This window comes from Cellulophaga sp., from assembly GCF_039943695.1.
Lineage (GTDB): Bacteria > Bacteroidota > Bacteroidia > Flavobacteriales > Flavobacteriaceae > Cellulophaga.
In genome coordinates this window covers 25,322-46,563 of the sequence record NZ_JBDVAA010000005.1, presented here as the reverse complement: position 1 = coordinate 46,563, position 21,242 = coordinate 25,322, and the positions used below count along the sequence as shown (strand labels likewise).

The following is a 21,242-nucleotide window of genomic DNA, read 5'->3' as shown; positions in this document are numbered from 1 at the left end:
ATTTAAAAGGTTAGTTCTACGCCTAAAGTCCAGTTTCTTAACTTAGGGTAGCCACCCCAGTAAATGCCATCTCCGCCTAGTTCAGGATCATAACCATTAAAATCTGTTATGGTGAATAGGTTTGTTCCGTTCATAAAAATTCTACCTTTTTTAAACCAAGCCGTATTTAAGTTTGTTATGTTGTAGCCAATAGAAAGGTTTTGTAAGCGTACAAAGCTTCCTTTTTCTATAAAATAATCTGACATGTAAAGTGTACGACCATCTCTTAAGCTAGGGTAATTGTTTGTAGTGTTATCTTGTGTCCAGCGTAACGGTGTATTTCCGGGTTCACTAAAAGCTTTAGTGTTAAAAATATCTTGACCAAAACTACCATTAAAGAAAAGAGAAAAATCAAAGTTTTTATAGCGACCATTAAGGTTTAAACTTGCTATAAAATCTGGATTAGGATTACCAATTATGGTACGGTCATTTTCATCTATAACTCCGTCTTCATTTAAATCTACATACTTAAATTCTCCTGGTTCTGCTAGGTCTCCTGTTAAGCCAGCTGCCAAACCTTGGGCTCTAGACTGTACAATGCCATCTACTTTGTAGCCATAAAAAACATTTATAGGTTGCCCAACGGCTAAAATATTTGGTATAGCACGGAAAGCTTCAACTTGGTTTCCAGAGAACTCATATTTAATGCCAGTTAAAGCATCAGTATTTAAACCAGAAGACACAGCATCTCCTAAGCTTACAACCTTGTTTTTGTTTCTAGAAAAAATAAACATTCCGTTTAGTCCCCAATCTTCTTTGTTAACCATAGTGCCATCTATAGTAACTTCTACACCTTGGTTTTCTATTTCACCATCGTTAACCCACATTTTATCATAAGAAGAAGAAGGAGAAAGCAAACGCTCACGTAACAAATCTGAGGTGTGTTTTTTGTAGTAATCTGCAGTAATTTTTAATCTGTTGTTAAAAAAAGCAACATCTGCACCAATATTAAATTGTTCTGTAGTTTCCCATTTTAAATCTGGATTAGGAATACCGCCCCAGGTTTTTTTACCACTTTGACTATCTTGTCCAACTACATAACCAGGGCCAATTGTTGTTTGCCAACGGCCATTAACGTAGTATTGGTCTTGTCCGTATCTACTATTAATTAAGTAAGGAGAAATGCCTTGGTTACCAGAGATACCGTAACTAGCACGTAGTTTAAACTCATCAAAAACATTTAGATTACGAATAAAATCTTCTTTGTGTATTTTCCATCCTAATGCTCCAGAAGGGAATAATGCCCATTGGTTGTTTTCTCCAAATTTTGAAGAACCATCTGTACGTACTGTAAATGTAGCAAGGTATTTATCATCATAACCATAGTTTAAACGACCAATACCAGAGTACATAACAGTTTCAGATAAGCCATTCGCTACAGACTGTTTTTCTGGATTACCAGCAGCAAGGTTGCCATTGCCTAAAGATTCATTTAAAAAATCATACGCTTTTAGGTCAGACGTTCTGGCCTCATACCCTTGGTAAGAGAAACCACCCATTGCTGTAAAATTGTGCTTATTACCATATGTGTTGTTATACGTTAAAAAAGTCTCTGCAACAGTTTCTGTATTTTCCCAATTATTAACACCGCCAGAACCATTGTTAAAAGTACCGTCTTGAGTATAAATTTTAGGATTGTAATAATCTGTAATAGAGCGCCCGTATTTATGGTTAACCTGAGTTTTTAATTTTAACGTTTTTGTAAAATCAATCTCTATAAATGCAGAACCTATAAAATCTAAAAATTCGTTTTTATTAGTTCTATTTTCTACTAAGGCAATAGGATGTGAGTAATCTTGTGAGCCTGCTAAAAAATAGTCGTTAATAGGATTACCATCTTCATAAATAGGGAAAATAGGATTACGCCAGTATGCTAAATCATTATTGTTATTTTGGTTTCCTTTAGAGTAAATAACATTACCTCCAATAGTTACCTTGTCATTATATATTTTATGAATTACGTTTAAATTAATGTTTAGTTTTTCATAATCATTATTAATGTAAACACCTTCATTAGTGTAATACGTAGTACTTAAGCTAAACTGTGTGCGATCTGTTTGGCTACGTACAGCAATATTTGTGTTATTAGATACCGGATCACGAAAAACAACATCATCCCAACGTGTATTGTAGGCCCAACTTCCATTTTTAAGCTCGCTCACAGATGGGTAATACACACCATTTGCATCTTTTGCACCAATATAAATAGGAGTAAAACCACCGTTAGTTCTGCTTTCGTTACTTAGCTCTGCCATTAAAACAGGATCTCTCCAAAGGTTAAGGTCTGATGTAAAACTAGAATATGTGTTTTGCTGAGAAACAGTAACCTCTGTAGTATGTTTAGCGCCTTTTTTGGTAGTAATCATAATAACACCATTGGCACCTCTAGAACCATAAATTGCAGAAGCAGAAGCATCTTTAAGCACCTCCATAGAGGCAATATCTTGTGGAGAAATTTGTTTTAAATCACCTGCATAACCAATAGGAAAGCCATCTACAACAACAAGCGGATCGTTACCGCCGCGCAAAGAGCTGCCACCTCTAATTCTAATAACAGCGCCCGCGCCTGGATTGTCTGATGGTGTAGTTACTTGCACACCTGCAACCTGACCTTGTAATAAACCATCAATAGAATTGGCTGGTTTAGAAGGTATGTTGTCCATTTCTACCGAAGTAACAGAACCAGTAACATCACTCTTTTTAACAGAGCCGTAACCTACAACAACAACCTCTGATAGTTGCTCTAAATCCTCTTCTAATATAACAGATACATTTTTATTTTCTGGTATCGAAATCGTTTTAGTAACAAAGCCAATATAAGAAATTACAAGTACGTCTTTTGCACTGTCAACTTCAAGAGCAAAGTTTCCGTCAAAATCTGTAGTGGTTCCGTTTGTGCTAGAACCCTGCTCCATTATGGTAACACCAAGTAAAGGAACTCCGTCGTTAGATTTTACTGTTCCGGTTACCTTAATTTGTGCAACTCCATAGAAGCTAAAAATTAAGAAAACAATAAAAATCATACTTTTTTGAAACTCATATTTCATTAGTTCATGAATTTTTTAGTTAGTAATTAAGTTGTTTACAAAATAATAACATAACATTAACTTAAATTTTGTAAATGATGTTAAATAGTGATACTAATATGAATTTAAGGTTGTTATTGTAGTTATACAATGAATTATTATTGACTTTTATGATTGAAAATTGGGTTATTTTTATTTAATTTGATAAAAAATGTAGTCATTTATTTACATTTTACTATTATTGAAGCTTTATTTTGTGGAAATATAATATGATACTATTATGAATAAAGAAGCGCGTATTTTAAGGGAGTTAGTGCCTATATGTGAAGATGATTTCTTCATTGTATTAAACCATCATTCTGCTAAGTTTGATTTTCCTATACATTTTCATCCAGAATTAGAACTTAATTTAGTTTTAAATTCATCAGGAAAAAGAATTATTGGAGATTCTATACAGGAGTATGTAGATAATGATTTGGTCTTGGTAGGGCCTAACACACCACATGCATGGACAGGTGTAGACGAGAATACAAAAGCACATGTGGTAACAGTACAATTTCATGAAAAGTTTTTGTCAGAGTTGGCATTAAATAGAAAGTTAATGTTGCCTATTAGAGACCTATTAGAAAAATCTAAAAGAGGTATTTTATTTTCTAAAGAAACTATTGCGGCTTTAAAGCCCAAAATATTGCGTTTGTCTGAGTCTCAGGATTTTGATTCGCTTCTTAATTTTTTATCTATTTTGTATGATTTGTCTATTGCACGCAGTACAAAAATGTTAGCGTCACACTCCTATGTAGACCACTACACTATGCATAAGAGCCGTAGAATAGAAAAAGTAAACAATTATATTAAAGAAAATTTGCACCAAAAAATACCATTAAAAGATGTGGCAAGTTTGGTAAATATGTCTGAGTCTGCTTTTAGTCATTTTTTTAAAAAAAGTACAAATTCATCATTCTCTGACTATGTTAGTGATTTGCGCTTGGGCCATGCAGCAAGGTTGCTTATAGAAACAGAACGCTCTATAAACGAAATTTGTTTTGATAGTGGTTTTAATAACATATCTAACTTTAATAGAACCTTTAAACGTAAAATGGGCTACACGCCAAGTTATTTTAGAGACCAGCAGAAGTTAATAACTAAGCATTAGTGGGTTCTTACTTTAGGTGAAGCAATTCAATTTTATGTAAAACAACAAACCCCTTTACTAAATGTAAAGGGGTTTTGTATGTAATTATTTAAAAAACCTTAGTCTTTTTTAACGCTTAAAACCAATACAGGTACAGGGGCAAAAAACTCTGATTTAGAAATGGTATTCTTTTCCCATAACTTCTTAAAAAAACCTCTTTTTCTTCTAAACACACACAACATATCTGGTTGTTTAGTTAAAAAATGCTCTAATACGCCGTGGTAAGTAGTTACATTTTCTGTAAGTGTCATTTTAGAACTAATATCTAATAATGCGGTATCTACTTTTAAATCATCATCTGTATAGCCAGGCGTTTTAACCAATAATAAGTTAACGGCACTATTAAACTGTTTTTTAATAGTAATTAATGGGTTAAGTATTCTTTTGCGCTTTAAAATACCAGATTTAAAAGCCGTAAGTATAGATGTTACAGGTTTAAAAACATAGCCTACAGGTACTATTAATGTAGGTATATCTGTTTTTTTAATAATTTTACCAGAAGTGTTGCCTAGGTAATTACCCTCGTTAACATCATTACTTCTAGGAGCCATAATTATTAAATCTATTCCTAAAAACTGCTTGTCAATTTTTTTAAGACCAGCAATAATATCCCCTTGGTAAGTTGCAATTTTAATTTCAGTTCCTTTTTTATCAACCTTATTAACAACATCTAACAATTGTTCTCTGTTGTTTTTTTCAATCTTATCTGTAGCATTGGCCAAACTACCAGCGCCAGCAGAAATAACATTAAAAACTTCCATTACATAAATGGTTGCATCAAAATTTTTAGCAAAATCTACGGCGTATTGTAATGTTTCATGACTTTCTGTAGATGTTCCTATGGGAACCAATATATTCTTCATTTTTTATATTGAGTTTAATTAGGTTATTATATGTGCATTTAGTCTTGGTTAAAGACGTATTAAAAATACCAGCACATTTTATCAGTTGTATTTTATACTCTAAATTTACAATTTAATTTATACCTCCAATGATTCGTCTCGCAAAAAAATCAGAAATAGACAAAATTCTTACTGTTACAAAGGCTTGTGCTGCTTTTATGATTAAAAATGACATTTACCAGTGGAACGAGCACTACCCAAGTAAACAAGCTTTTTTAAATGATATTGCCCAAGAAGAATTATATGTTTTAGAGGTTGATGAAAAAATTGCGGGAACCATTGTATTGTCTACCCATATGGATAGTGAATATGTTCCTATTAAGTGGCTCACTAAAAATGATACTAATTTATACATACATAGGTTGTCTGTGCATCCAGAACTACAGGGTAAAGGGTATGCGCAAAAAATGATGAATTTTGCAGAGGAATATGCTAAAAATAATGACTTTGTATCTGTACGGTTAGATACTTTTAGTGTAAATAAACGCAATGTAAATTTTTACCAAACCAGAGGTTACAAACAATTAGGAGATATATTTTTTCCTAAACAAAGTGAACACCCTTTTCATTGTTTTGAACTTGTTTTATAAAGCTATTTTTTTTGAATAAAATTGTAAATCTTAAAAATATAAACAAACTGGCAATACCCGCTACAATTGCAGGTATATCTGAGCCATTACTTTCTATTACAGACGCTGCTATAGTAGGTAATATTCCTAACTACGGACTAGAATCTCTTGCGGCAGCAGGTATTGTGGGGTCTTTTTTGTCTATGCTTATTTGGGTTTTAGGACAAACTAGAAGTGCTATATCTGCCATAATTTCTCAATATTTAGGAGCTGGTAAATTGGCAGAGGTTAAAACATTACCAGTGCAGGCTATTTTTTTTAATATTTTATTAAGTGTTGTAATTCTACTTTCTACTGTTTTTGTAATAGAAGAAATATTTGTGTTTTTTAAGGCAAAGGGCAAAATTTTAGAGTTTTGCGTGTCTTACTACGGTATTAGGGTTTGGGGTTTTCCGTTAACACTATTTACGTTTGCTGTAATGGGTATTTTTAGAGGTTTGCAAAACACAAGCTGGCCAATGGTAATAGCTTTAATAGGTGCTTTTTTAAATATTTTTTTAGATTATATTTTTGTTTACGGTATAGAAGGTATTTTAGACCCTATGTATTTAGATGGTGCGGCTTGGGCAAGTTTACTATCACAAGCAGTAATGGCAATAATAGCATTCTTTTTACTTATTTTAAAAACAGATATTAGTTTAAAGTTACGCTTTCCGTTGCACCCAGAATTAGGGCGTTTGGTGGTTATGAGTTTAAATTTATTTGTGCGTGCATTGTCTTTAAACATAGCGTTAATATTAGCCGTGCGCGAGGCCACAGATCTAGGAGATAGGTTTATTGGTGCCCACACAATAGCTATAAATGTGTGGTTGTTTTCTGCCTTTTTTATAGATGGTTATGGCGCTGCTGGTAATATTTTAGGTGGTAAATTATTAGGTGCAAAAGACTATAATAACCTTTGGCTGTTGGCTAAAAAAATTCTTCAATATGGGATAACAGTTAGTTTAACTTTGGTGGTTTTAGGCTTTGTTTTTTATCGCCCTATAGGAAGAATTTTTTCTAACGAGCAAGTGGCTTTAGATACATTTTATTCAGTTTTTTATATCATAATACTAAGCTTACCAATTAATGCTATAGCATTTGTTTTTGATGGACTTTTTAAAGGCTTAGGGGAAATGAAATACCTAAGAGATACGCTTTTAGATGCTACATTTTTAGGTTTTGTACCTATGTTATATCTAGGTAAAGAGCTAGGTTGGGGCTTTACGGGAATTTGGCTGTCTTTTGTGGTTTGGATGTTAATAAGAGGCGGTGCACTGGTGGTTAAATTTAACACAAAGTTTCGTCCACTCTTACAAAAAACGTAATTTTGAACTTTACACAACATAAAACACTTTTATGGGTACAACAAGAGCAAACGGTAGTTTATATACCAATATAGATAATAAAGTGGCAACAATAGAATTTGGTCATCCGGCTAGTAATTCTTTTGTAGCAGAATTGTTAGATAGATTAACAAAAGAGATTCAGAAATTATCTGATGATACGGCTGTATCTGTAATCATTTTAAAGTCTGAAGGTGAAAAAGCTTTTTGTGCAGGTGCTTCTTTTGACGAGTTAATGGAAGTAACTAATTTAGAAGAAGGACAACAATTTTTTAGTGGTTTTGCAAATGTTATTAATGCAATGCGCAAGTGTAAAAAACTAATTGTGGGTCGTATACAAGGCAAAACAGTTGGCGGTGGCGTTGGTTTGGCAGCTGCTTGTGACTATGCTTTTGCTACAGAAGCGGCATCTATAAAACTCTCTGAGTTATCTATAGGTATTGGTCCTTTTGTAATTGCACCAGCTGTAGAACGTAAAGTTGGTAAAAGCGGTTTAGCAGAACTTTCTTTGGCGGCTACAGATTGGCAAAGTGCTTATTGGGCAAAAGATAAAGGTTTGTTTGCTAAAGTTTTTGGATCTATTATAGAGATGGATAAAGAGATTGAAATTTTTGCAGAAAAATTAGCATCATACAATCCAGAGGCTTTACAAGAAATGAAATCAATTTTATGGGAAGGAACAGAGAATTGGGATAGTTTGTTACAAGAACGAGCTACTGTTTCTGGTAAATTGGTTTTGTCTGATTTTACAAAAAATGCATTATCAAAATATAGAAAATAGTTTTTATGAATAAGTTTAAAACAGAGATAAAATGGGGTTTTATCTTTTCTGCTTGTGCGCTTTTGTGGGCTTATTTTGAAAAACAAATGGGGTGGCATACAGACCAAGTTAGTAAACACTTAATACTTACTAATTTATTTGGTGTAGTAGCTATTATACTATATGTTTTGGCGTTGCGAGACAAAAAGCAAACCGATTTCAACGGAGAAATTACGTGGAAAGAAGGTTTTATAAGCGGTATAGTTTTAAGTGCTGTAATAGCTATATTAAGTCCGGCTACGCAATACATTACTTACGTTTACATATCACCAGAGTATTTTGCTAACATAACAAAATACATTGTAAAAATGGGAACTATGACGCAAGATAAGGCTGTAGAATATTTTAATATAGATAATTATATACGACAAGGCATATTTACTGCGTTATCTATGGGAGTGGTAACGGCTGCAATAGTGTCTTTTATCATTAAAAATAAGAAGAATTAAAAAATAAGAAGATTATGGGAGGAGATTTAGTATTTCCATTACTAGCATTATTTGTAGTAGCAGTTTATGTTTTTAATAGAGTTAAAAACAGTAAAAAATATAAAAGAAAATAAATTTACAACCAGTTTTTGCAATTATAAACTAATTAAATTATAAAAAGAGTTAACTATTTAAAAATGTTGTCATAAGCATTTTTTTTTAGGATTAGCTATTTTTATATTTTACGTTTTGGTCTATATTTGTAAACTTCTGACTTAAAAAAAGAATGTATAAAAAAATAATATCTATATTTTTCACTGTATTATTCTTGGCGTTTTTATCTGCGCCAACTATAATTACTATGGTGAATGATTCTGTAGATATTTCTGCTTTTTATTCGATGTCAGAAGAAGAAGAAGGTCACAATGCTAAAAAGTTTTTAAACTCTGATAACTTTTCAGAAATAGATATTTCTTACGTTGAAGAAAAAAGCAAACAAGCATATACTTCTAAAAAGTATCCAAGGCCTTTAATAAACCTTGTCTCTCCACCTCCCGATTTTTACATATTATAATTAGACTTTTTAGACTGCACATTTTGGCGTGTGGTCACATTAATTTATTTAATTCCTCTTGAAAAAATAAAATCAAGAGGCAAAATATTCTATTTAATATGTTTAAAAATTTAAAAAGCGATTTACCAGCTAGTGTAGTTGTGTTTTTCGTAGCGTTACCTTTATGTTTAGGTATTGCATTAGCAAGTGGTGCGCCTCTTTTCTCTGGTTTAATTGCAGGTATAATTGGTGGTGTAGTAGTAGGAGCTTTAAGTGGCTCTAAAATAGGTGTTAGTGGACCTGCTGCAGGTTTAGCAGCTATAGTTTTTACTGCAATACAAGATTTAGGTTATGAAAGTTTTTTAGTTGCCGTTGTTTTAGGTGGTGTTATTCAATTAATTTTTGGAGCCTTAAAGGCAGGAGTTATTGGTTATTACTTTCCATCTTCAGTAATTAAAGGAATGCTTACAGGTATAGGTATTATTATTATTTTAAAGCAAATTCCGCACTTTTTTGGAATGGATAAAGATCCACAGGGAGATTTTGCTTTTTTACAAATTGATGGGGAAAATACATTTACAGAACTTTTAAAAGCTATAAATGCATTAATTAGTGGTAACGTAAGTGTAGGTGCAACAGTAGTAGCATTAATTTCAATGTTTATATTATTATTGTGGTCTAATGTTCTTTCTAAAAAAGGAAAGATTTTTCAAATTGTTCAAGGTCCACTAGTGGCTGTTGCAGTTGGAATTGTTTTTTATATTTTAACAAAAGGTTCAAGCTTAAATATTTCTGTAGATCATCTTGTTGCTGTGCCAGTACCAGATGGCTTTGACAGTTTTATAGGTCAGTTTAATTTTCCTGATTTTTCAGCTATAACAAATCCAGAGGTATGGATTATAGCATTTACTATTGCTTTAGTAGCTAGTTTAGAGACTTTGTTATGTGTAGAAGCAACAGATAAGTTAGATCCAGACAAAAATGTAACTCCAACAAACAGAGAATTATTTGCGCAAGGAACAGGTAATATTGTTTCTGGTTTAATTGGTGGTTTGCCTATTACGCAAGTAATTGTGAGGAGTTCAGCAAACATTCAATCTGGAGGGAAAACAAAATTATCGGCAATTATTCACGGTTTTTTATTGTTAATTTCTGTTATTTTAATTCCTACACTTTTAAATAAAATACCTTTATCTGTCTTGGCAGCTATATTATTTATTGTAGGTTATAAATTAGCCAAACCAGCATTGTTTAAAAAAATGTATAAACTAGGCTGGAAACAGTTTATCCCTTTTACAGTTACTGTTTTAGGAATTGTATTTATAAACTTATTGTACGGAATTGGTTTAGGTTTGTTAGTAGGTATTATTGTTATTTTATTAAAAAGCTACCAAAACTCTCACTTTTTACACATTGAGGATAATAGCAATGGTAAGCACAAAATTAAAATGGAACTTGCAGAAGAAGTTACTTTCTTTAACAAAGGAGCTATTTTAAAAGAGTTAGACAGTTTACCTAAAGACACCTATTTAGAGTTTGATGTTACTAAAACTAGATATTTAGATTATGACATCATTGAAATTTTAGAAGACTTTGCTTTTAAAGCAAAAGAGCGTAATATAGATATTAAGTTAATATCAGAAAGAGGTGTAGTAGAGAATCCAGATAGTTTTATAGAATTTTTTAAGTTGAGACCAAAATCTAACGTTAGTTTAAATTAGAGGTCGTATGCTAAAAAAGAAATATAAAATTTTAGTTTTATCAGATTTAAAAGAGACTACAGTTGCTACATTGCAGAGTACTGTAAACTTGGCTAAAACGATAAATGGAGATGTGTCTTTCTTTTATGCAAAAAAGGCATCAGATGTAGTTGTTAGAGACAACCAACTGTCTGCTATGCGTTCTATTAATGAACAATACAATAGCACAGACCATATTATAAGTAATATTATTAAGCCAATTTCTAAGGCATCCAATACAAAAATTAAACATAGTTTTTCTTTTGGCAATGTAAAGAATGAAATAGCAAAACAAATTGAAGAACAACAACCAGATGTGATTGTTTTAGGAAAAAGAAAATCTAAAATGATTAACATTATTGGTGATCATATTACAGATTTTGTTTTGAAAAATTACAAAGGCTTAGTTTTAATAACTACTAAAAATGGAGAGGTTACACCTGTTAATAGCTTAACTTTAGGTGTTTTAAATGAAAAAAAAGAGTTTTTTCATTTAAAGTTTATTGAAGATTTAATAAAAAATAGTCAAAAAACAATAACACCTTTAACAGTTGCAGAAAAAGGAAATAAAGAGCAAGCAATTTTAGCTTCTAAAGAAGCTATAGACTTTGTTCCTGAGCAAGAAGGTAATGAAATAAGTTACATATCTAAGTACCTATTAAAAAGTAATATTAATTTACTTTGTGTAAACAGAGCAACAAAAGGTGTGCGCAATGTAATAAACAAAGCAGATGTATCATTACTATTATACACCAATAAGTAGTTGGTAAGTACATTAAAATTATAATAATTTAAAAAATAAAAATATATGAAAGCACATACTAAAGAGACTCAGTCTACAATGACTCCAGAAAAATCTTTACAGTTTTTAAAAGAAGGAAACCAAAGGTTTCAAAGTAACTTAAAAGCGAACAGAAACTTATTAGAACAAGTTAATGATACTAGTGAAGGTCAGTTTCCTTTTGCAACTATTTTAAGCTGTATAGACTCTAGAGTATCTGCCGAGTTGGTTTTTGACCAGGGTTTAGGAGATATTTTTAGCGTACGTATTGCCGGTAACTTTGTAAACGAAGATATTTTAGGTAGTATGGAGTTTGGTTGCAAATTAGCAGGTACTAAACTAATTGTAGTTTTAGGACACACTAGTTGTGGTGCAATTAAAGGAGCTTGTGACAATGCAGAATTAGGAAACTTAACAGCAATGTTGGCTAAAATTAAGCCTGCTGTAAATGCTGTTGCAGAGCCAAAAGATGATAGTTTGCGTAACTCTAAAAACTTAGAGTTTGTAGATAACGTGTCTGCTAAAAACGTACAACTTACTATAGACAAAATTTTAGAAGAGAGTAGTGTTCTTGCAGAAATGCAAAAGAATGGCGAAATTAAAATTGTTGGTGCTATGTATGATATTAACTCTGGTGCAGTTAATTTTTACGAATAAATTATAGCACAATAGTTACTAAATTTTACTGGTGTAAACTGGTAAAAAGTAAAGTCATAAATCTCTATCATCAGGTAAAAGACCATAGTTTTAGTCTTATTAGCTGTTTGGTAGAGATTTTATTTGTTAATAGATAAAAACATCTGCCTTAAAATAATACCTTTGCAGCGCAAAATATGTAAGTATGAGTAATATTAGAATAACCAAGCAGTTTAGTTTTGAAACCGGTCACGCATTATATGGCTATGATGGTAAATGTAGAAATGTACATGGACATAGTTATAAATTATCTGTTACCGTAATTGGTTCTCCTATTACAGATACTAACAATGTTAAATGGGGTATGGTTATAGACTTTGGTGATCTTAAAAAAATAGTCAAAGAAGAAATTGTAGATGTGTATGACCACGCTACGGTTTTTAATAAAAACACACCACATATAGAGTTGGCAGAGGAGTTAACAAAAAGAGGGCACAGTGTAATATTAGCAGACTACCAACCAACTAGTGAAAATATGGTAATAGATTTTGCTGAAAAAATTAAAGCAAGACTACCACAAAATATTAGCTTACACTCTTTAAAACTACAAGAAACAGACTCTTCTTTTGCAGAGTGGTACGCATCAGACAACTAATTAAAAATTTCTGTTTACGTATCTTTACTAGCAAATGAAAAAAATTACAGTTCCAAAAGGTAAAAAAGTATACTTTGCAAGCGATAATCACTTGGGTGCGCCAACTATGGCAGAGAGTAAACCAAGAGAAAAAAAGTTTGTTGCTTGGTTAGACGAAATTAAAGAAGATGCTGCTGCAATTTTTTTGTTAGGAGATTTATTCGATTTTTGGTTTGAGTATAAAACTGTAGTTCCTAAAGGATTTACAAGAACCTTAGGTAAGTTAGCAGAACTAACAGATGCGGGTATACCTGTGTATTATTTTGTAGGTAATCATGATCTTTGGATGGATGGTTATTTTGAAGAAGAATTAAACATACCAGTGTACCACACACCACAACAATTTTTATTTAACAATACTTCATTTTTTATAGGTCATGGGGACGGTTTAGGACCACACGATAAAGGTTATAAAAGAATGAAAAAGGTGTTTACAAACCCTGTTTCTAAATGGTTTTACAGATGGTTACACCCAGACATAGGTGTATCTTTAGCTCAATACTTTTCAGTAAAAAACAAAGCAATTTCAGGTGATGATGATGTTAAGTTTTTAGGCGAAGACAAAGAGTGGTTGGTACAATATGCAAAACGTAAATTAGAAACTAAACATTATGATTATTTTGTTTTTGGACATCGTCATTTACCAATGACAATAGACCTAAACGGAAAATCTACCTACATTAACCTTGGCGACTGGATTGGTTACTATACTTACGCAGTTTTTAATGATGAAAAATTAAGTTTAGAAAAACTAGAAAATTAATTTTCTAACATTTTAAACTCTACCCTTCTGTTTTGTGTACGCCCCTCTTCTGTAGTGTTATCTGCTATAGGTTTGCTACTGCCGTATCCTATCCATTTTACACGGTTTTCATCAATTCCGCTATCAATTAAATAGCTAGCCACAGCTTTAGCACGTTGGTTACTAAGTTCTAAGTTTCGTTCTTTAGAGCCAACGGCATCAGTATGCCCATAAATTTCTATAGTAAGCTTGTTGTTGTTGCGTAAAATTGTAGCTAATACATTTATTTCTTCTTCAGAAACAGTTAGTAAATCGGCTTTATTAAATTCAAATAAAACGTTTTTAAATGTATATACTTTATTGCGTTCTATTTTTGGTGTGGCATCTGCTTTTTGTGGTACAGTTTCAGCATACAAAGGAGGCAATTCTCGGTCTTTTGCTTCAACACTAACATCATCTATGTAGTAGTATGAAAAATCTTTCTCGTTTACCTCAGAGACTTTAATTTTTTGGGTTCTACTATTACTAGCAAAATTTCCAATGGTAAAATTTGTTTCATATCCTTTTGCAGTAAAAGGAATATAAACCTGCATCCAAATTTGTTTGCTTTTATAAAAAATAGGATCTAGCTGCATATAATGGTCGTACACTAAACCATTAATTTTAGATAGTGTTTTATGTGTAACTAAGGTTTTTTTACTGTTTGTTATTGTAGAACCAGCAATAGGTTTGTTGGTAAATAAAATACTAAAATCTTCAATAGCTAGAGTAGCATAATCTGCTAAACTCACATAAAATGTAACAATATACTTTTTGTCTTTTTCTAGCTTTTCACTTAGAGTACCTTGTACATATTCTCTATAATCTTTGTTAGAGTATGTAAAAATGCCAGCGTAAGCAAAACCGCTGCGGGCTATTTGTTTTCCGTTATGATTTAAAAAACCTACGGTTCTGCTGCAAGAGTTTAAATAATCTGTAGTACCTTGTAAAATAGACCAGTCATTAACATTGTTTGTAAATTTACCGATGTCACTTGGGCAATTTTTATAATCTTCAAAGCTAGAGTTTTTAACCAAATTTTGTGCAGAGCCAATTGCACTAACAAGTACTACAAAACATACCGTAAATAATATTCTCATTTTTTATATAGGTTGATAACTGCCTCTTTATGAGCTGTAGTGCAAATTTAGCCAGTTTTTTATCCTGTATTAAACGTAAAAATATAGGGATTTATTTTGTTTAAAGGCTAGAATATTTAAAGTTGATTACTCTTCTTTTTCGTGCTCTTGTACATCTTTACTTAGGTCTAATTTTCTAAAGCTAGGAGAAAAAATAGCAGTGGCACCAACTGTAATAAGCGTCATTGTGCCACCAAAAACCACAGCTGTTACAGCTCCCATTAGTTTGGCTGTAAGTCCGCTTTCAAAAGCACCAAGCTCATTAGAAGAACCTACAAACATAGAATTTACAGAGGCTACCCTACCACGCATATGGTCTGGTGTTTTTAATTGTAAAATAGTTTGCCTTATAATCATAGACACACCATCTACGGCTCCACTAAAAAATAAGGCAGCAACAGACACCCAGAAATAGGTAGACAGCCCAAAAACAATAATACAAATACCAAAGGCAAATACAGCAAGCAATAGTTTTTTACCTGCAAATTTATGCAACGGAAAACGAGTAGAGGTTAACATCATTAATGCTGCACCAACAGCAGGCGCAGCTCTTAAAATGCCAAAGCCTTGTGAGCCTACTTGTAAAATATCTTGCGCAAAAATGGGTAGTAAAGCAACAGCACCGCCAAATAGTACAGCAATCATATCTAAAGTTAATGCGCCTAATACTGCCTTGGTTTTAAATACAAAGTTTAAACCTTCTTTTAAGCTTTTAAAAACAGGCTCGCCAATTTTAGGATTAAGAATTGGTTTTTTAGGAATTTGTAATAACGTAATTAAGGCAAATAATGAAAACCCAAAAATTACACACATAGACCAGTGTACACCAATCCAGCTTATAAAAAAGCCAGCTAAAGCAGGCCCTAAAACAGATGCCATTTGCCAAGTAGTGCTACTCCAAGTAGCAGCATTTGGGTATATCTTTTTAGGAACAATTAGGGCAATTAAGGAAAAAATAGTAGGACCCAAAAACGCACGTACCAAGCCGCCTAAGAAAACTAAAAAATAGGTAATGTATAAAATAGTCTTAGTTGTAGTTTGCGCTATAACACTTGGCATACTAATAACAAACAAGCCAAAGCTAATTACAGAAAACCCTAAAATACATTTAATTAAAAGATTTCTTTTTTCTTTTTGGTCTACAATATGCCCTGCAAATAGTGCCATAGACACGGCAGGAATAACCTCCATAAGTCCAATTATACCTAAAGAAAGTGGATCTTTAGTTAAGGAGTACACTTGCCATTCTATAACAATAAACTGCATAGACCAAGCAAATACCATAGCAAACCTAACCAGTAAAAAAACATTAAATTCTTTGTAACGTAGTGCTGCGTACGGATCCATTTGAGAACAGTTTAGTTAGTGTAAATGTATTACAATTAGTAAAGAGTTACTAAACTTAATTGTTACAGATATCACTTAAAAAATCATCTATATTTAACTGAAAAATAGTGCCCTCTATTAAGTCGTTTATCGCTGTTAACTCATTAACGCTAACAGCCAAACTAACTTGTGGTACAGGTGTCTCTAACAGTAATGCTCTGCAAGACTTTTTTTTAGAGCAACAATTACACACAGCATTAGAATTCATAGTGCTTTGTATATGCTCTGCAAAACGTAGTAATTCTTTTTGTGTAAGTAAAAAACCTGTGTCTCTAAATACTACTTGTATTTTACTACGGTAATTTTTAGGTTCTTTTTTCCAATGAAAGGCAATTCCAAAATCATTATAATAAATAGCGTCTATGTCTCTCATAATTGTATAGGTTAAAGAAGTTTTTTATTGTTTAATTTCTGTATAGTTTCAAGTACATCTTTAACTGCAATTGTCATACTTTTTGCAGAAATAGTTGCACCAGAAATAGCATCTACATTTTCACCATACACAGGTTTTTTATTTATAGATAAACCAATAAATTGTTTTAGCCAACGCTGTGCGCCTATTTGTCTGCCGTGGTCTTCTCTGTAAATTAAAACCTTTGTTTTTTTAATACTAAGGTCTTTGTTTATAAACACTACATAGTCAAATACGTTTTTCATACTATTTGCTTGCCCAACATAAGCATAGCCAGTTACTGTGTCATCAGTTTTAATTTTAAAAACATAATCTTTAGGCGGAATCACATCACTTGTGATTCCGCTTAATTTAAAAGATTCTGTACCATAAGCATAGCTTATTGCTGCGTTTACTTTTTTTTGTAATTTTTCTGGCAATTGGGGGGAATTAAAAGCCAGTAACAAAAATGTAAATGCTGTTATAAATAGTAGGGTTCTTTTATTTTCCAGGTGCATTTTCTGTTGTTTTAGTTGATGCAAATTTTTGTATTAAAGCAAGGATTTCTTTTTCATTTGCATTCTTTTTTTCTAACTCATAAAAATGCATAAACAAAGGTTTTTTATCAACAGATTTAGCAAGTTCTATTTCGCTATTTTTAGAATATACCTTGTTCCAAGCAGATCTTACTTTTGCCCAAAACTTCTTGTTGTTTTTCCACCAGTCTTTTGCAGCTAAACATTGTTCATCTGGTACTCTTACATAGGTGTTGTATCCTTTTTCTTGAGCAAGTAAAACGTCTTTGCTACCTGTTTCTCTAATAATTTTATCATTGTCTTGCTCGTGTAACCAACCGTAATCTGTAATTTCTTGGCGGTTACCTCTTGCCATAACATTGTAATCACTTCTTTTAGAGTATTCTCTTCTTGGTAGTGGAGAATCTGATTTGTTTTCCCAATAATTTTTGCCATCTGCATGTATCCAAGTTGCAGATCCAGAGTATCTAGGGCTGTCATCTACTTGGTAAACTAACTGTGTCCATTGTCCTTTTACTTCATCTTTAGGTAATTCTGTAAATACCCATTTGTTGTCTTTATCGTAATGAAAAACACGATTGTTCTCATATAACCAATCTTGTCTCCAATGCTTAATTACCATAGTATCTTTTATAACCAATAGGTGCTGTATAGACAGTTTGTTGTTTTCATCTTCAATTAACTCTGCCCATTCTAAAGCTCCAGAGGTATAATCTAAATGCTTTTCATAATCAATTTCTGGTGCAAAAGTCTCTGTGTACTTAAAATTTACTTTAAAACAACCACACATATCTTTAATAGATTCTTTGTCTAATTGTTTTTTGTCTTGTGCAACTCCTTGCAAACTAAAGCCAACTATTGCTATGGCTAAAAAAAGTACTTTTTTCATAATTGTGTATTTGTATGTAATGTCTGTTTTGTTCTGACAAAAATATTAAATTTATTTAGATTGATTAAAAATAACACATATATTTGCCGAAAATTATTAGGAATGATTCTAAATAGTAAATATTTGTCTATTTATTTTATGCTTTTTTTCTCTGTTTTTGTGTTCTCACAAGAGTTAAAAAAGGACTCAATAAACTTAAATAAGTTAGAAGAAGTAGTTGTTACGGGACAGTATAATCCGCAATCAATAAAAAAATCGGTTCATAATGTTATTGTTATAAACAGGGAGCAAATAGAAAACCAGGCAGCCAATAATTTGGCAGATGTATTAAATTTTAATTTAAACCTAACCGTAGTTCCAAATGGGCAGACAGGAAAATCTACAATTTCTTTTTTTGGTTTAGATGCTCAATACTTCAATATTTTGGTTGATAATATTCCTCTTGTTAGTGACAGCGGACTAGGGAATAATATAGATTTAACACAAATAAACCTTGATGATGTAGAGCGTATTGAAATTGTTGAAGGAGCAATGGGTGTTGAGTATGGAGCTAATGCTGTTTCTGGAGTTATTAATATAATCACTAAAAAGTCTAGTGATAGTGATTGGAAAGTACAAGCAATTTTACAAGAGGAAACAATTAGTGATGAGTATGCTTGGTTTAATAAGGGGAAACACATACAAGGACTAAATATTGGTCATAATATAAACAACAATTGGTATACTAGATTAGGAGTAAATAGAAATCAGTTCGCAGGTTTTTATAATGGTAGGCAAGGAGAAGACTATTATAAAAATGATGGATTAAGAGGATATGATTGGTTGCCTAAAACACAAATAAACACTAATGCATTAGTAAATTATACTAAAAATAACTTTAAGTTTTTTTATAAGTTTGAGTACCTAAATGAAGTGGTTAACTACTATGATGCAGCTGTTAGAGCTAATATAGATACACAATCGCAAACTAGTAACCCATCTGCAACTGACAGGATTTTTACAACCAATAGATTTGTTAATAATTTAAGCATAAACGGAAGATTAAATTCTGGAGCAAATTATAAGGCTTCTGCATCTTATCAAAAGCAAAAGCGGAATCTAAATGAGTTTAATAATTATATAATTACAAACCAGAGAAGTAATGAAACTGATGAAGTGTACCAATCTAGTAGTGTGTTTTTCTCTAAAGGAAGTATTAATAATCTAGTTAAAAGCGATTTTTATAATTTTCAATTAGGTTATGAAACTCGTTTTATTAAAGGTTTTGATACACAGGCTTCGGGCGATGTTACAGCACAAGATAAAGAACAGTCTCAAAGTAATTATGCCATATTTGGATCATCAGAAGTTACTATTTCTGATAAAATTCTTTTGCGACCAGGTGTGCGTTACGAATATAACTCAACTTTTAATTCTAAACTTTTAGGTTCTTTAAGTGCACGTTATCTTATAAAAAATGGGTTTGAGTTAAGAACAAACCTTGGGAACTCCTACCGCACACCAAATTTTGAAGAATTGTACTATTATCTTGTAGATAGTAATCATGATGTTAGAGGTAATGAAAATTTGAAACCAGAAAACGGTTTTACGTCTTTTTTAAATTTAAAAAAACGTAGTTGGATCAAAGATGTATCTCTTTTAAATGCTGTAAAACTTACCTACATAGACGTAAAAGATAAAATAGATTTAGCCATTGTAAACCAAACACCTTTACAATACCAGTACATAAATGTTAATGAGTATAAATTATGGGGTGTAACATCAGAAAATAGTTTAAAAACAAACAACTGGACGTTTAATATTGGAGCTACATTACAAGGCATATCACAAGTTGCTAATGATGAGGTAAACTCAGATGATAAATTTCTGTATTCATTTCAATTAAATACAAGTAGTACCTATCAAATAAAAAAATGGAATACAGCAGTAACTGTACTTTTAAAACACACGGGAGAACAACAAAACTATAGCGCAACAGGAACTGACGCCAACGGAAACCCAACGTTTTCCAAAACAACTACCAATGCTTATAATTGGTTAGATACCTCTTTAAAAAAATCTTTTTTAGATGAATCCTTTCAGGTTACTCTAGGAGCCAGAAACTTATTAGATGTTACAACTGTAGATGTTAATGGCCCTGTAGGAGAAGGAACTCATTCTTCTGCCAGTAATGGTATTTTGCTAGGCTACGGACGATCTTATTACTTAAAATTATTATATAACCTTAAATTTTAAAATTACAATTATGTTAAACAAATTATTAACTATTACACTATGCGCTACAGTTATGGCTTTTACTAGCTGTAGTAAGGATGACGAGCCTGGCGAAGCTATTAAAATTGTTATAGAAGGAGCGTCAATAGGTCCAAATGTTGGAGGGCCTAATGAGCCAAACCAAGTGTATGTAGATTTAAGTGCCAATACATCTTCAGTAGTACAAAGAGATACGTGGGATTTAGGATTTTTCTCAGGTGAAAATTTTAGAGTAGCGCTAAATGGATCAATATATATGGCAACGGCTAAACTTTCTGTTACAGATATTGATGCTATAAACTCAACTTCACAAGAAATTCAAGATTTACAACCACAGGTAGCTATTGGCACTTTTGATCCTGCAAATTCTGAATTTATAGACGCCCCAAATGGTAACATTTTAGAAACAGCTATAGATGAAATTTCTAGCACAGATGCCAATAACGCAGTATACCTAGTAAACTTAGGTTTTAAAGTTGGTACAGAAGTTCCTAGTACAGGAAGTGTTGCTGTTAGTGGAGAGTCTAGAGGTTGGAAAAAAATTAGAATTCTAAGAAATGGTGATGATTATGTTTTACAATATGCAGATTTAGATGATACCACACATAAAGAGGTAACCATTTCTAAAGATGGCGACTATAATTTTACATTTTTTAGTTTTGATACAGAAAAAGAAATTAAGGTTGAGCCTATAAGAGAAAATTGGGACTTAAATTTTACTGTTTTTACTAATGAAATAGAAGGGGCTGGTTCTTACGGGTACACTGATTTTGTGGTTAATAACGCAAAAACCAATGCTCAAGTATATATGATAGATACAGAAGTTGAAACCGATTTAAATTATGACAATTTTACGTTAGCAAATGTTGATGCTTCTAAATTTACTGATGATCAAAGAAGTGTAGGAAGTAGTTGGAGAAATGTAGCCCCTCCCAATCCTGTAGGTCACTATAATAATGTTTTTTATGTGATGTCTGATACCGACGGAAACCTATACAAAATTAAGTTTTTAGCACTTACAAATGCAGATGGAGAACGTGGACATCCAGAGTTTGTGTATTCATTATTAAAATAAAAATAAAAGTTAAGTTTTGAGTTAGTTT

At 32.1% G+C, this 21,242-nt stretch carries 20 protein-coding genes; 13 read left to right on the top strand and 7 right to left on the bottom strand.

From position 1 onward, the window contains the following. Window positions 1–2: 2 nt before the first annotated feature. On the bottom strand, window positions 3–3,086 hold the full coding sequence (locus ABJD66_RS00405) for a TonB-dependent receptor (RefSeq protein ID WP_348126971.1): 3,084 nt from the start codon (window positions 3,084–3,086) through the stop codon (window positions 3–5). A 259-nt stretch (window positions 3,087–3,345) separates the two neighbouring features. Here ABJD66_RS00405 and ABJD66_RS00400 point away from each other — a divergent pair, with 259 nt between their 5' ends. Further along, the gene (locus ABJD66_RS00400) at window positions 3,346–4,218 is read left to right on the top strand and encodes an AraC family transcriptional regulator (RefSeq protein ID WP_303542161.1); all 873 of its coding nucleotides are present in this window, start codon (window positions 3,346–3,348) and stop codon (window positions 4,216–4,218) included. Window positions 4,219–4,316: 98 nt separating this feature from the next. Here ABJD66_RS00400 and ABJD66_RS00395 read toward each other — a convergent pair whose 3' ends face one another. Further along, window positions 4,317–5,120, bottom strand: coding sequence for a universal stress protein (locus ABJD66_RS00395; RefSeq protein ID WP_100894517.1), 804 nt, complete (start codon window positions 5,118–5,120; stop codon window positions 4,317–4,319). A gap of 128 nt (window positions 5,121–5,248) precedes the next feature. On the opposite strand from ABJD66_RS00395, the gene ABJD66_RS00390 reads away from it, so the two are divergent. The 10 genes from ABJD66_RS00390 (at window position 5,249) to ABJD66_RS00345 (ending at window position 13,527) form a co-directional block, all read left to right on the top strand. After that, entirely contained in the window at window positions 5,249–5,749 is a 501-nt protein-coding gene (locus ABJD66_RS00390) for a GNAT family N-acetyltransferase (RefSeq protein WP_348126966.1), read from the top strand. A gap of 11 nt (window positions 5,750–5,760) precedes the next feature. Next, window positions 5,761–7,095: an MATE family efflux transporter gene (locus ABJD66_RS00385; RefSeq protein WP_348126963.1), complete on the top strand. Its 1,335-nt coding sequence runs from the start codon at window positions 5,761–5,763 to the stop codon at window positions 7,093–7,095. A gap of 31 nt (window positions 7,096–7,126) precedes the next feature. After that, window positions 7,127–7,894: an enoyl-CoA hydratase/isomerase family protein gene (locus tag ABJD66_RS00380; RefSeq protein WP_348126960.1), complete on the top strand. Its 768-nt coding sequence runs from the start codon at window positions 7,127–7,129 to the stop codon at window positions 7,892–7,894. 5 nt (window positions 7,895–7,899) lie between these two features. Continuing rightward, a complete protein-coding gene (locus tag ABJD66_RS00375) occupies window positions 7,900–8,382 on the top strand; it encodes a DUF4199 domain-containing protein (protein WP_100894520.1) in 483 nt (160 codons plus the stop codon). A 340-nt stretch (window positions 8,383–8,722) separates the two neighbouring features. Then, the gene (locus ABJD66_RS00370) at window positions 8,723–8,935 is read left to right on the top strand and encodes a hypothetical protein (RefSeq protein ID WP_348126956.1); all 213 of its coding nucleotides are present in this window, start codon (window positions 8,723–8,725) and stop codon (window positions 8,933–8,935) included. A 98-nt stretch (window positions 8,936–9,033) separates the two neighbouring features. Continuing rightward, window positions 9,034–10,635, top strand: a complete 1,602-nt coding sequence (locus ABJD66_RS00365; RefSeq protein WP_100894522.1) for a SulP family inorganic anion transporter — start codon at window positions 9,034–9,036, stop codon at window positions 10,633–10,635. Window positions 10,636–10,642: 7 nt separating this feature from the next. Beyond that, on the top strand, window positions 10,643–11,416 hold the full coding sequence (locus tag ABJD66_RS00360; RefSeq protein WP_348126952.1) for a universal stress protein: 774 nt from the start codon (window positions 10,643–10,645) through the stop codon (window positions 11,414–11,416). A gap of 45 nt (window positions 11,417–11,461) precedes the next feature. Continuing rightward, window positions 11,462–12,091: a carbonic anhydrase family protein gene (locus ABJD66_RS00355; protein ID WP_100894524.1), complete on the top strand. Its 630-nt coding sequence runs from the start codon at window positions 11,462–11,464 to the stop codon at window positions 12,089–12,091. Between the two features lie 184 nt (window positions 12,092–12,275). Then, window positions 12,276–12,725, top strand: coding sequence for a 6-carboxytetrahydropterin synthase (locus tag ABJD66_RS00350; RefSeq protein WP_100894525.1), 450 nt, complete (start codon window positions 12,276–12,278; stop codon window positions 12,723–12,725). A 34-nt stretch (window positions 12,726–12,759) separates the two neighbouring features. Continuing rightward, window positions 12,760–13,527 (top strand): UDP-2,3-diacylglucosamine diphosphatase, encoded by a 768-nt coding sequence (locus tag ABJD66_RS00345; RefSeq protein WP_100894526.1) that lies wholly within the window; start codon window positions 12,760–12,762, stop codon window positions 13,525–13,527. On the opposite strand, the gene ABJD66_RS00340 is transcribed toward ABJD66_RS00345, so the two are convergent. From ABJD66_RS00340 to ABJD66_RS00320, 5 genes are all read right to left on the bottom strand, one after another. After that, the gene (locus tag ABJD66_RS00340; protein WP_348126947.1) at window positions 13,524–14,645 is read right to left on the bottom strand and encodes an OmpA family protein; all 1,122 of its coding nucleotides are present in this window, start codon (window positions 14,643–14,645) and stop codon (window positions 13,524–13,526) included. The genes ABJD66_RS00345 and ABJD66_RS00340 overlap by 4 nt on opposite strands. 126 nt (window positions 14,646–14,771) lie before the next feature. After that, a complete protein-coding gene (locus ABJD66_RS00335; protein ID WP_303542143.1) occupies window positions 14,772–16,031 on the bottom strand; it encodes an MFS transporter in 1,260 nt (419 codons plus the stop codon). A gap of 55 nt (window positions 16,032–16,086) precedes the next feature. Then, on the bottom strand, window positions 16,087–16,443 hold the full coding sequence (locus ABJD66_RS00330; RefSeq protein ID WP_100894529.1) for a hypothetical protein: 357 nt from the start codon (window positions 16,441–16,443) through the stop codon (window positions 16,087–16,089). An 11-nt stretch (window positions 16,444–16,454) separates the two neighbouring features. Then, entirely contained in the window at window positions 16,455–16,979 is a 525-nt protein-coding gene (locus ABJD66_RS00325) for an FMN-binding protein (protein ID WP_348126942.1), read from the bottom strand. After that, window positions 16,963–17,886, bottom strand: coding sequence for a DUF6607 family protein (locus ABJD66_RS00320; protein ID WP_348126939.1), 924 nt, complete (start codon window positions 17,884–17,886; stop codon window positions 16,963–16,965). The genes ABJD66_RS00325 and ABJD66_RS00320 overlap by 17 nt, the downstream gene beginning before the upstream one ends. 102 nt (window positions 17,887–17,988) lie before the next feature. On the opposite strand from ABJD66_RS00320, the gene ABJD66_RS00315 reads away from it, so the two are divergent. Both ABJD66_RS00315 and ABJD66_RS00310 read left to right on the top strand, forming a co-directional pair. Further along, on the top strand, window positions 17,989–20,121 hold the full coding sequence (locus tag ABJD66_RS00315; RefSeq protein ID WP_348126936.1) for a TonB-dependent receptor: 2,133 nt from the start codon (window positions 17,989–17,991) through the stop codon (window positions 20,119–20,121). Window positions 20,122–20,131: 10 nt separating this feature from the next. Next, a complete protein-coding gene (locus tag ABJD66_RS00310) occupies window positions 20,132–21,214 on the top strand; it encodes an HmuY family protein (RefSeq protein WP_348126933.1) in 1,083 nt (360 codons plus the stop codon). Window positions 21,215–21,242: the final 28 nt, after the last annotated feature.

Coding starts and splice junctions, on each gene's coding strand:
- ABJD66_RS00310 (WP_348126933.1), top strand. CDS start 20,132: ATGTTAAACAAATTATTAACTATTACACTATGCGCTACAGTTATGGCT.
- ABJD66_RS00370 (WP_348126956.1), top strand. CDS start 8,723: ATGGTGAATGATTCTGTAGATATTTCTGCTTTTTATTCGATGTCAGAA.
- ABJD66_RS00375 (WP_100894520.1), top strand. CDS start 7,900: ATGAATAAGTTTAAAACAGAGATAAAATGGGGTTTTATCTTTTCTGCT.
- ABJD66_RS00405 (WP_348126971.1), bottom strand. CDS start 3,086: ATGAAATATGAGTTTCAAAAAAGTATGATTTTTATTGTTTTCTTAATT.
- ABJD66_RS00335 (WP_303542143.1), bottom strand. CDS start 16,031: ATGGATCCGTACGCAGCACTACGTTACAAAGAATTTAATGTTTTTTTA.
- ABJD66_RS00390 (WP_348126966.1), top strand. CDS start 5,249: ATGATTCGTCTCGCAAAAAAATCAGAAATAGACAAAATTCTTACTGTT.
- ABJD66_RS00330 (WP_100894529.1), bottom strand. CDS start 16,443: ATGAGAGACATAGACGCTATTTATTATAATGATTTTGGAATTGCCTTT.
- ABJD66_RS00355 (WP_100894524.1), top strand. CDS start 11,462: ATGAAAGCACATACTAAAGAGACTCAGTCTACAATGACTCCAGAAAAA.
- ABJD66_RS00345 (WP_100894526.1), top strand. CDS start 12,760: ATGAAAAAAATTACAGTTCCAAAAGGTAAAAAAGTATACTTTGCAAGC.
- ABJD66_RS00325 (WP_348126942.1), bottom strand. CDS start 16,979: ATGCACCTGGAAAATAAAAGAACCCTACTATTTATAACAGCATTTACA.
- ABJD66_RS00340 (WP_348126947.1), bottom strand. CDS start 14,645: ATGAGAATATTATTTACGGTATGTTTTGTAGTACTTGTTAGTGCAATT.
- ABJD66_RS00400 (WP_303542161.1), top strand. CDS start 3,346: ATGAATAAAGAAGCGCGTATTTTAAGGGAGTTAGTGCCTATATGTGAA.
- ABJD66_RS00380 (WP_348126960.1), top strand. CDS start 7,127: ATGGGTACAACAAGAGCAAACGGTAGTTTATATACCAATATAGATAAT.
- ABJD66_RS00365 (WP_100894522.1), top strand. CDS start 9,034: ATGTTTAAAAATTTAAAAAGCGATTTACCAGCTAGTGTAGTTGTGTTT.
- ABJD66_RS00360 (WP_348126952.1), top strand. CDS start 10,643: ATGCTAAAAAAGAAATATAAAATTTTAGTTTTATCAGATTTAAAAGAG.
- ABJD66_RS00320 (WP_348126939.1), bottom strand. CDS start 17,886: ATGAAAAAAGTACTTTTTTTAGCCATAGCAATAGTTGGCTTTAGTTTG.
- ABJD66_RS00315 (WP_348126936.1), top strand. CDS start 17,989: ATGATTCTAAATAGTAAATATTTGTCTATTTATTTTATGCTTTTTTTC.
- ABJD66_RS00350 (WP_100894525.1), top strand. CDS start 12,276: ATGAGTAATATTAGAATAACCAAGCAGTTTAGTTTTGAAACCGGTCAC.
- ABJD66_RS00395 (WP_100894517.1), bottom strand. CDS start 5,120: ATGAAGAATATATTGGTTCCCATAGGAACATCTACAGAAAGTCATGAA.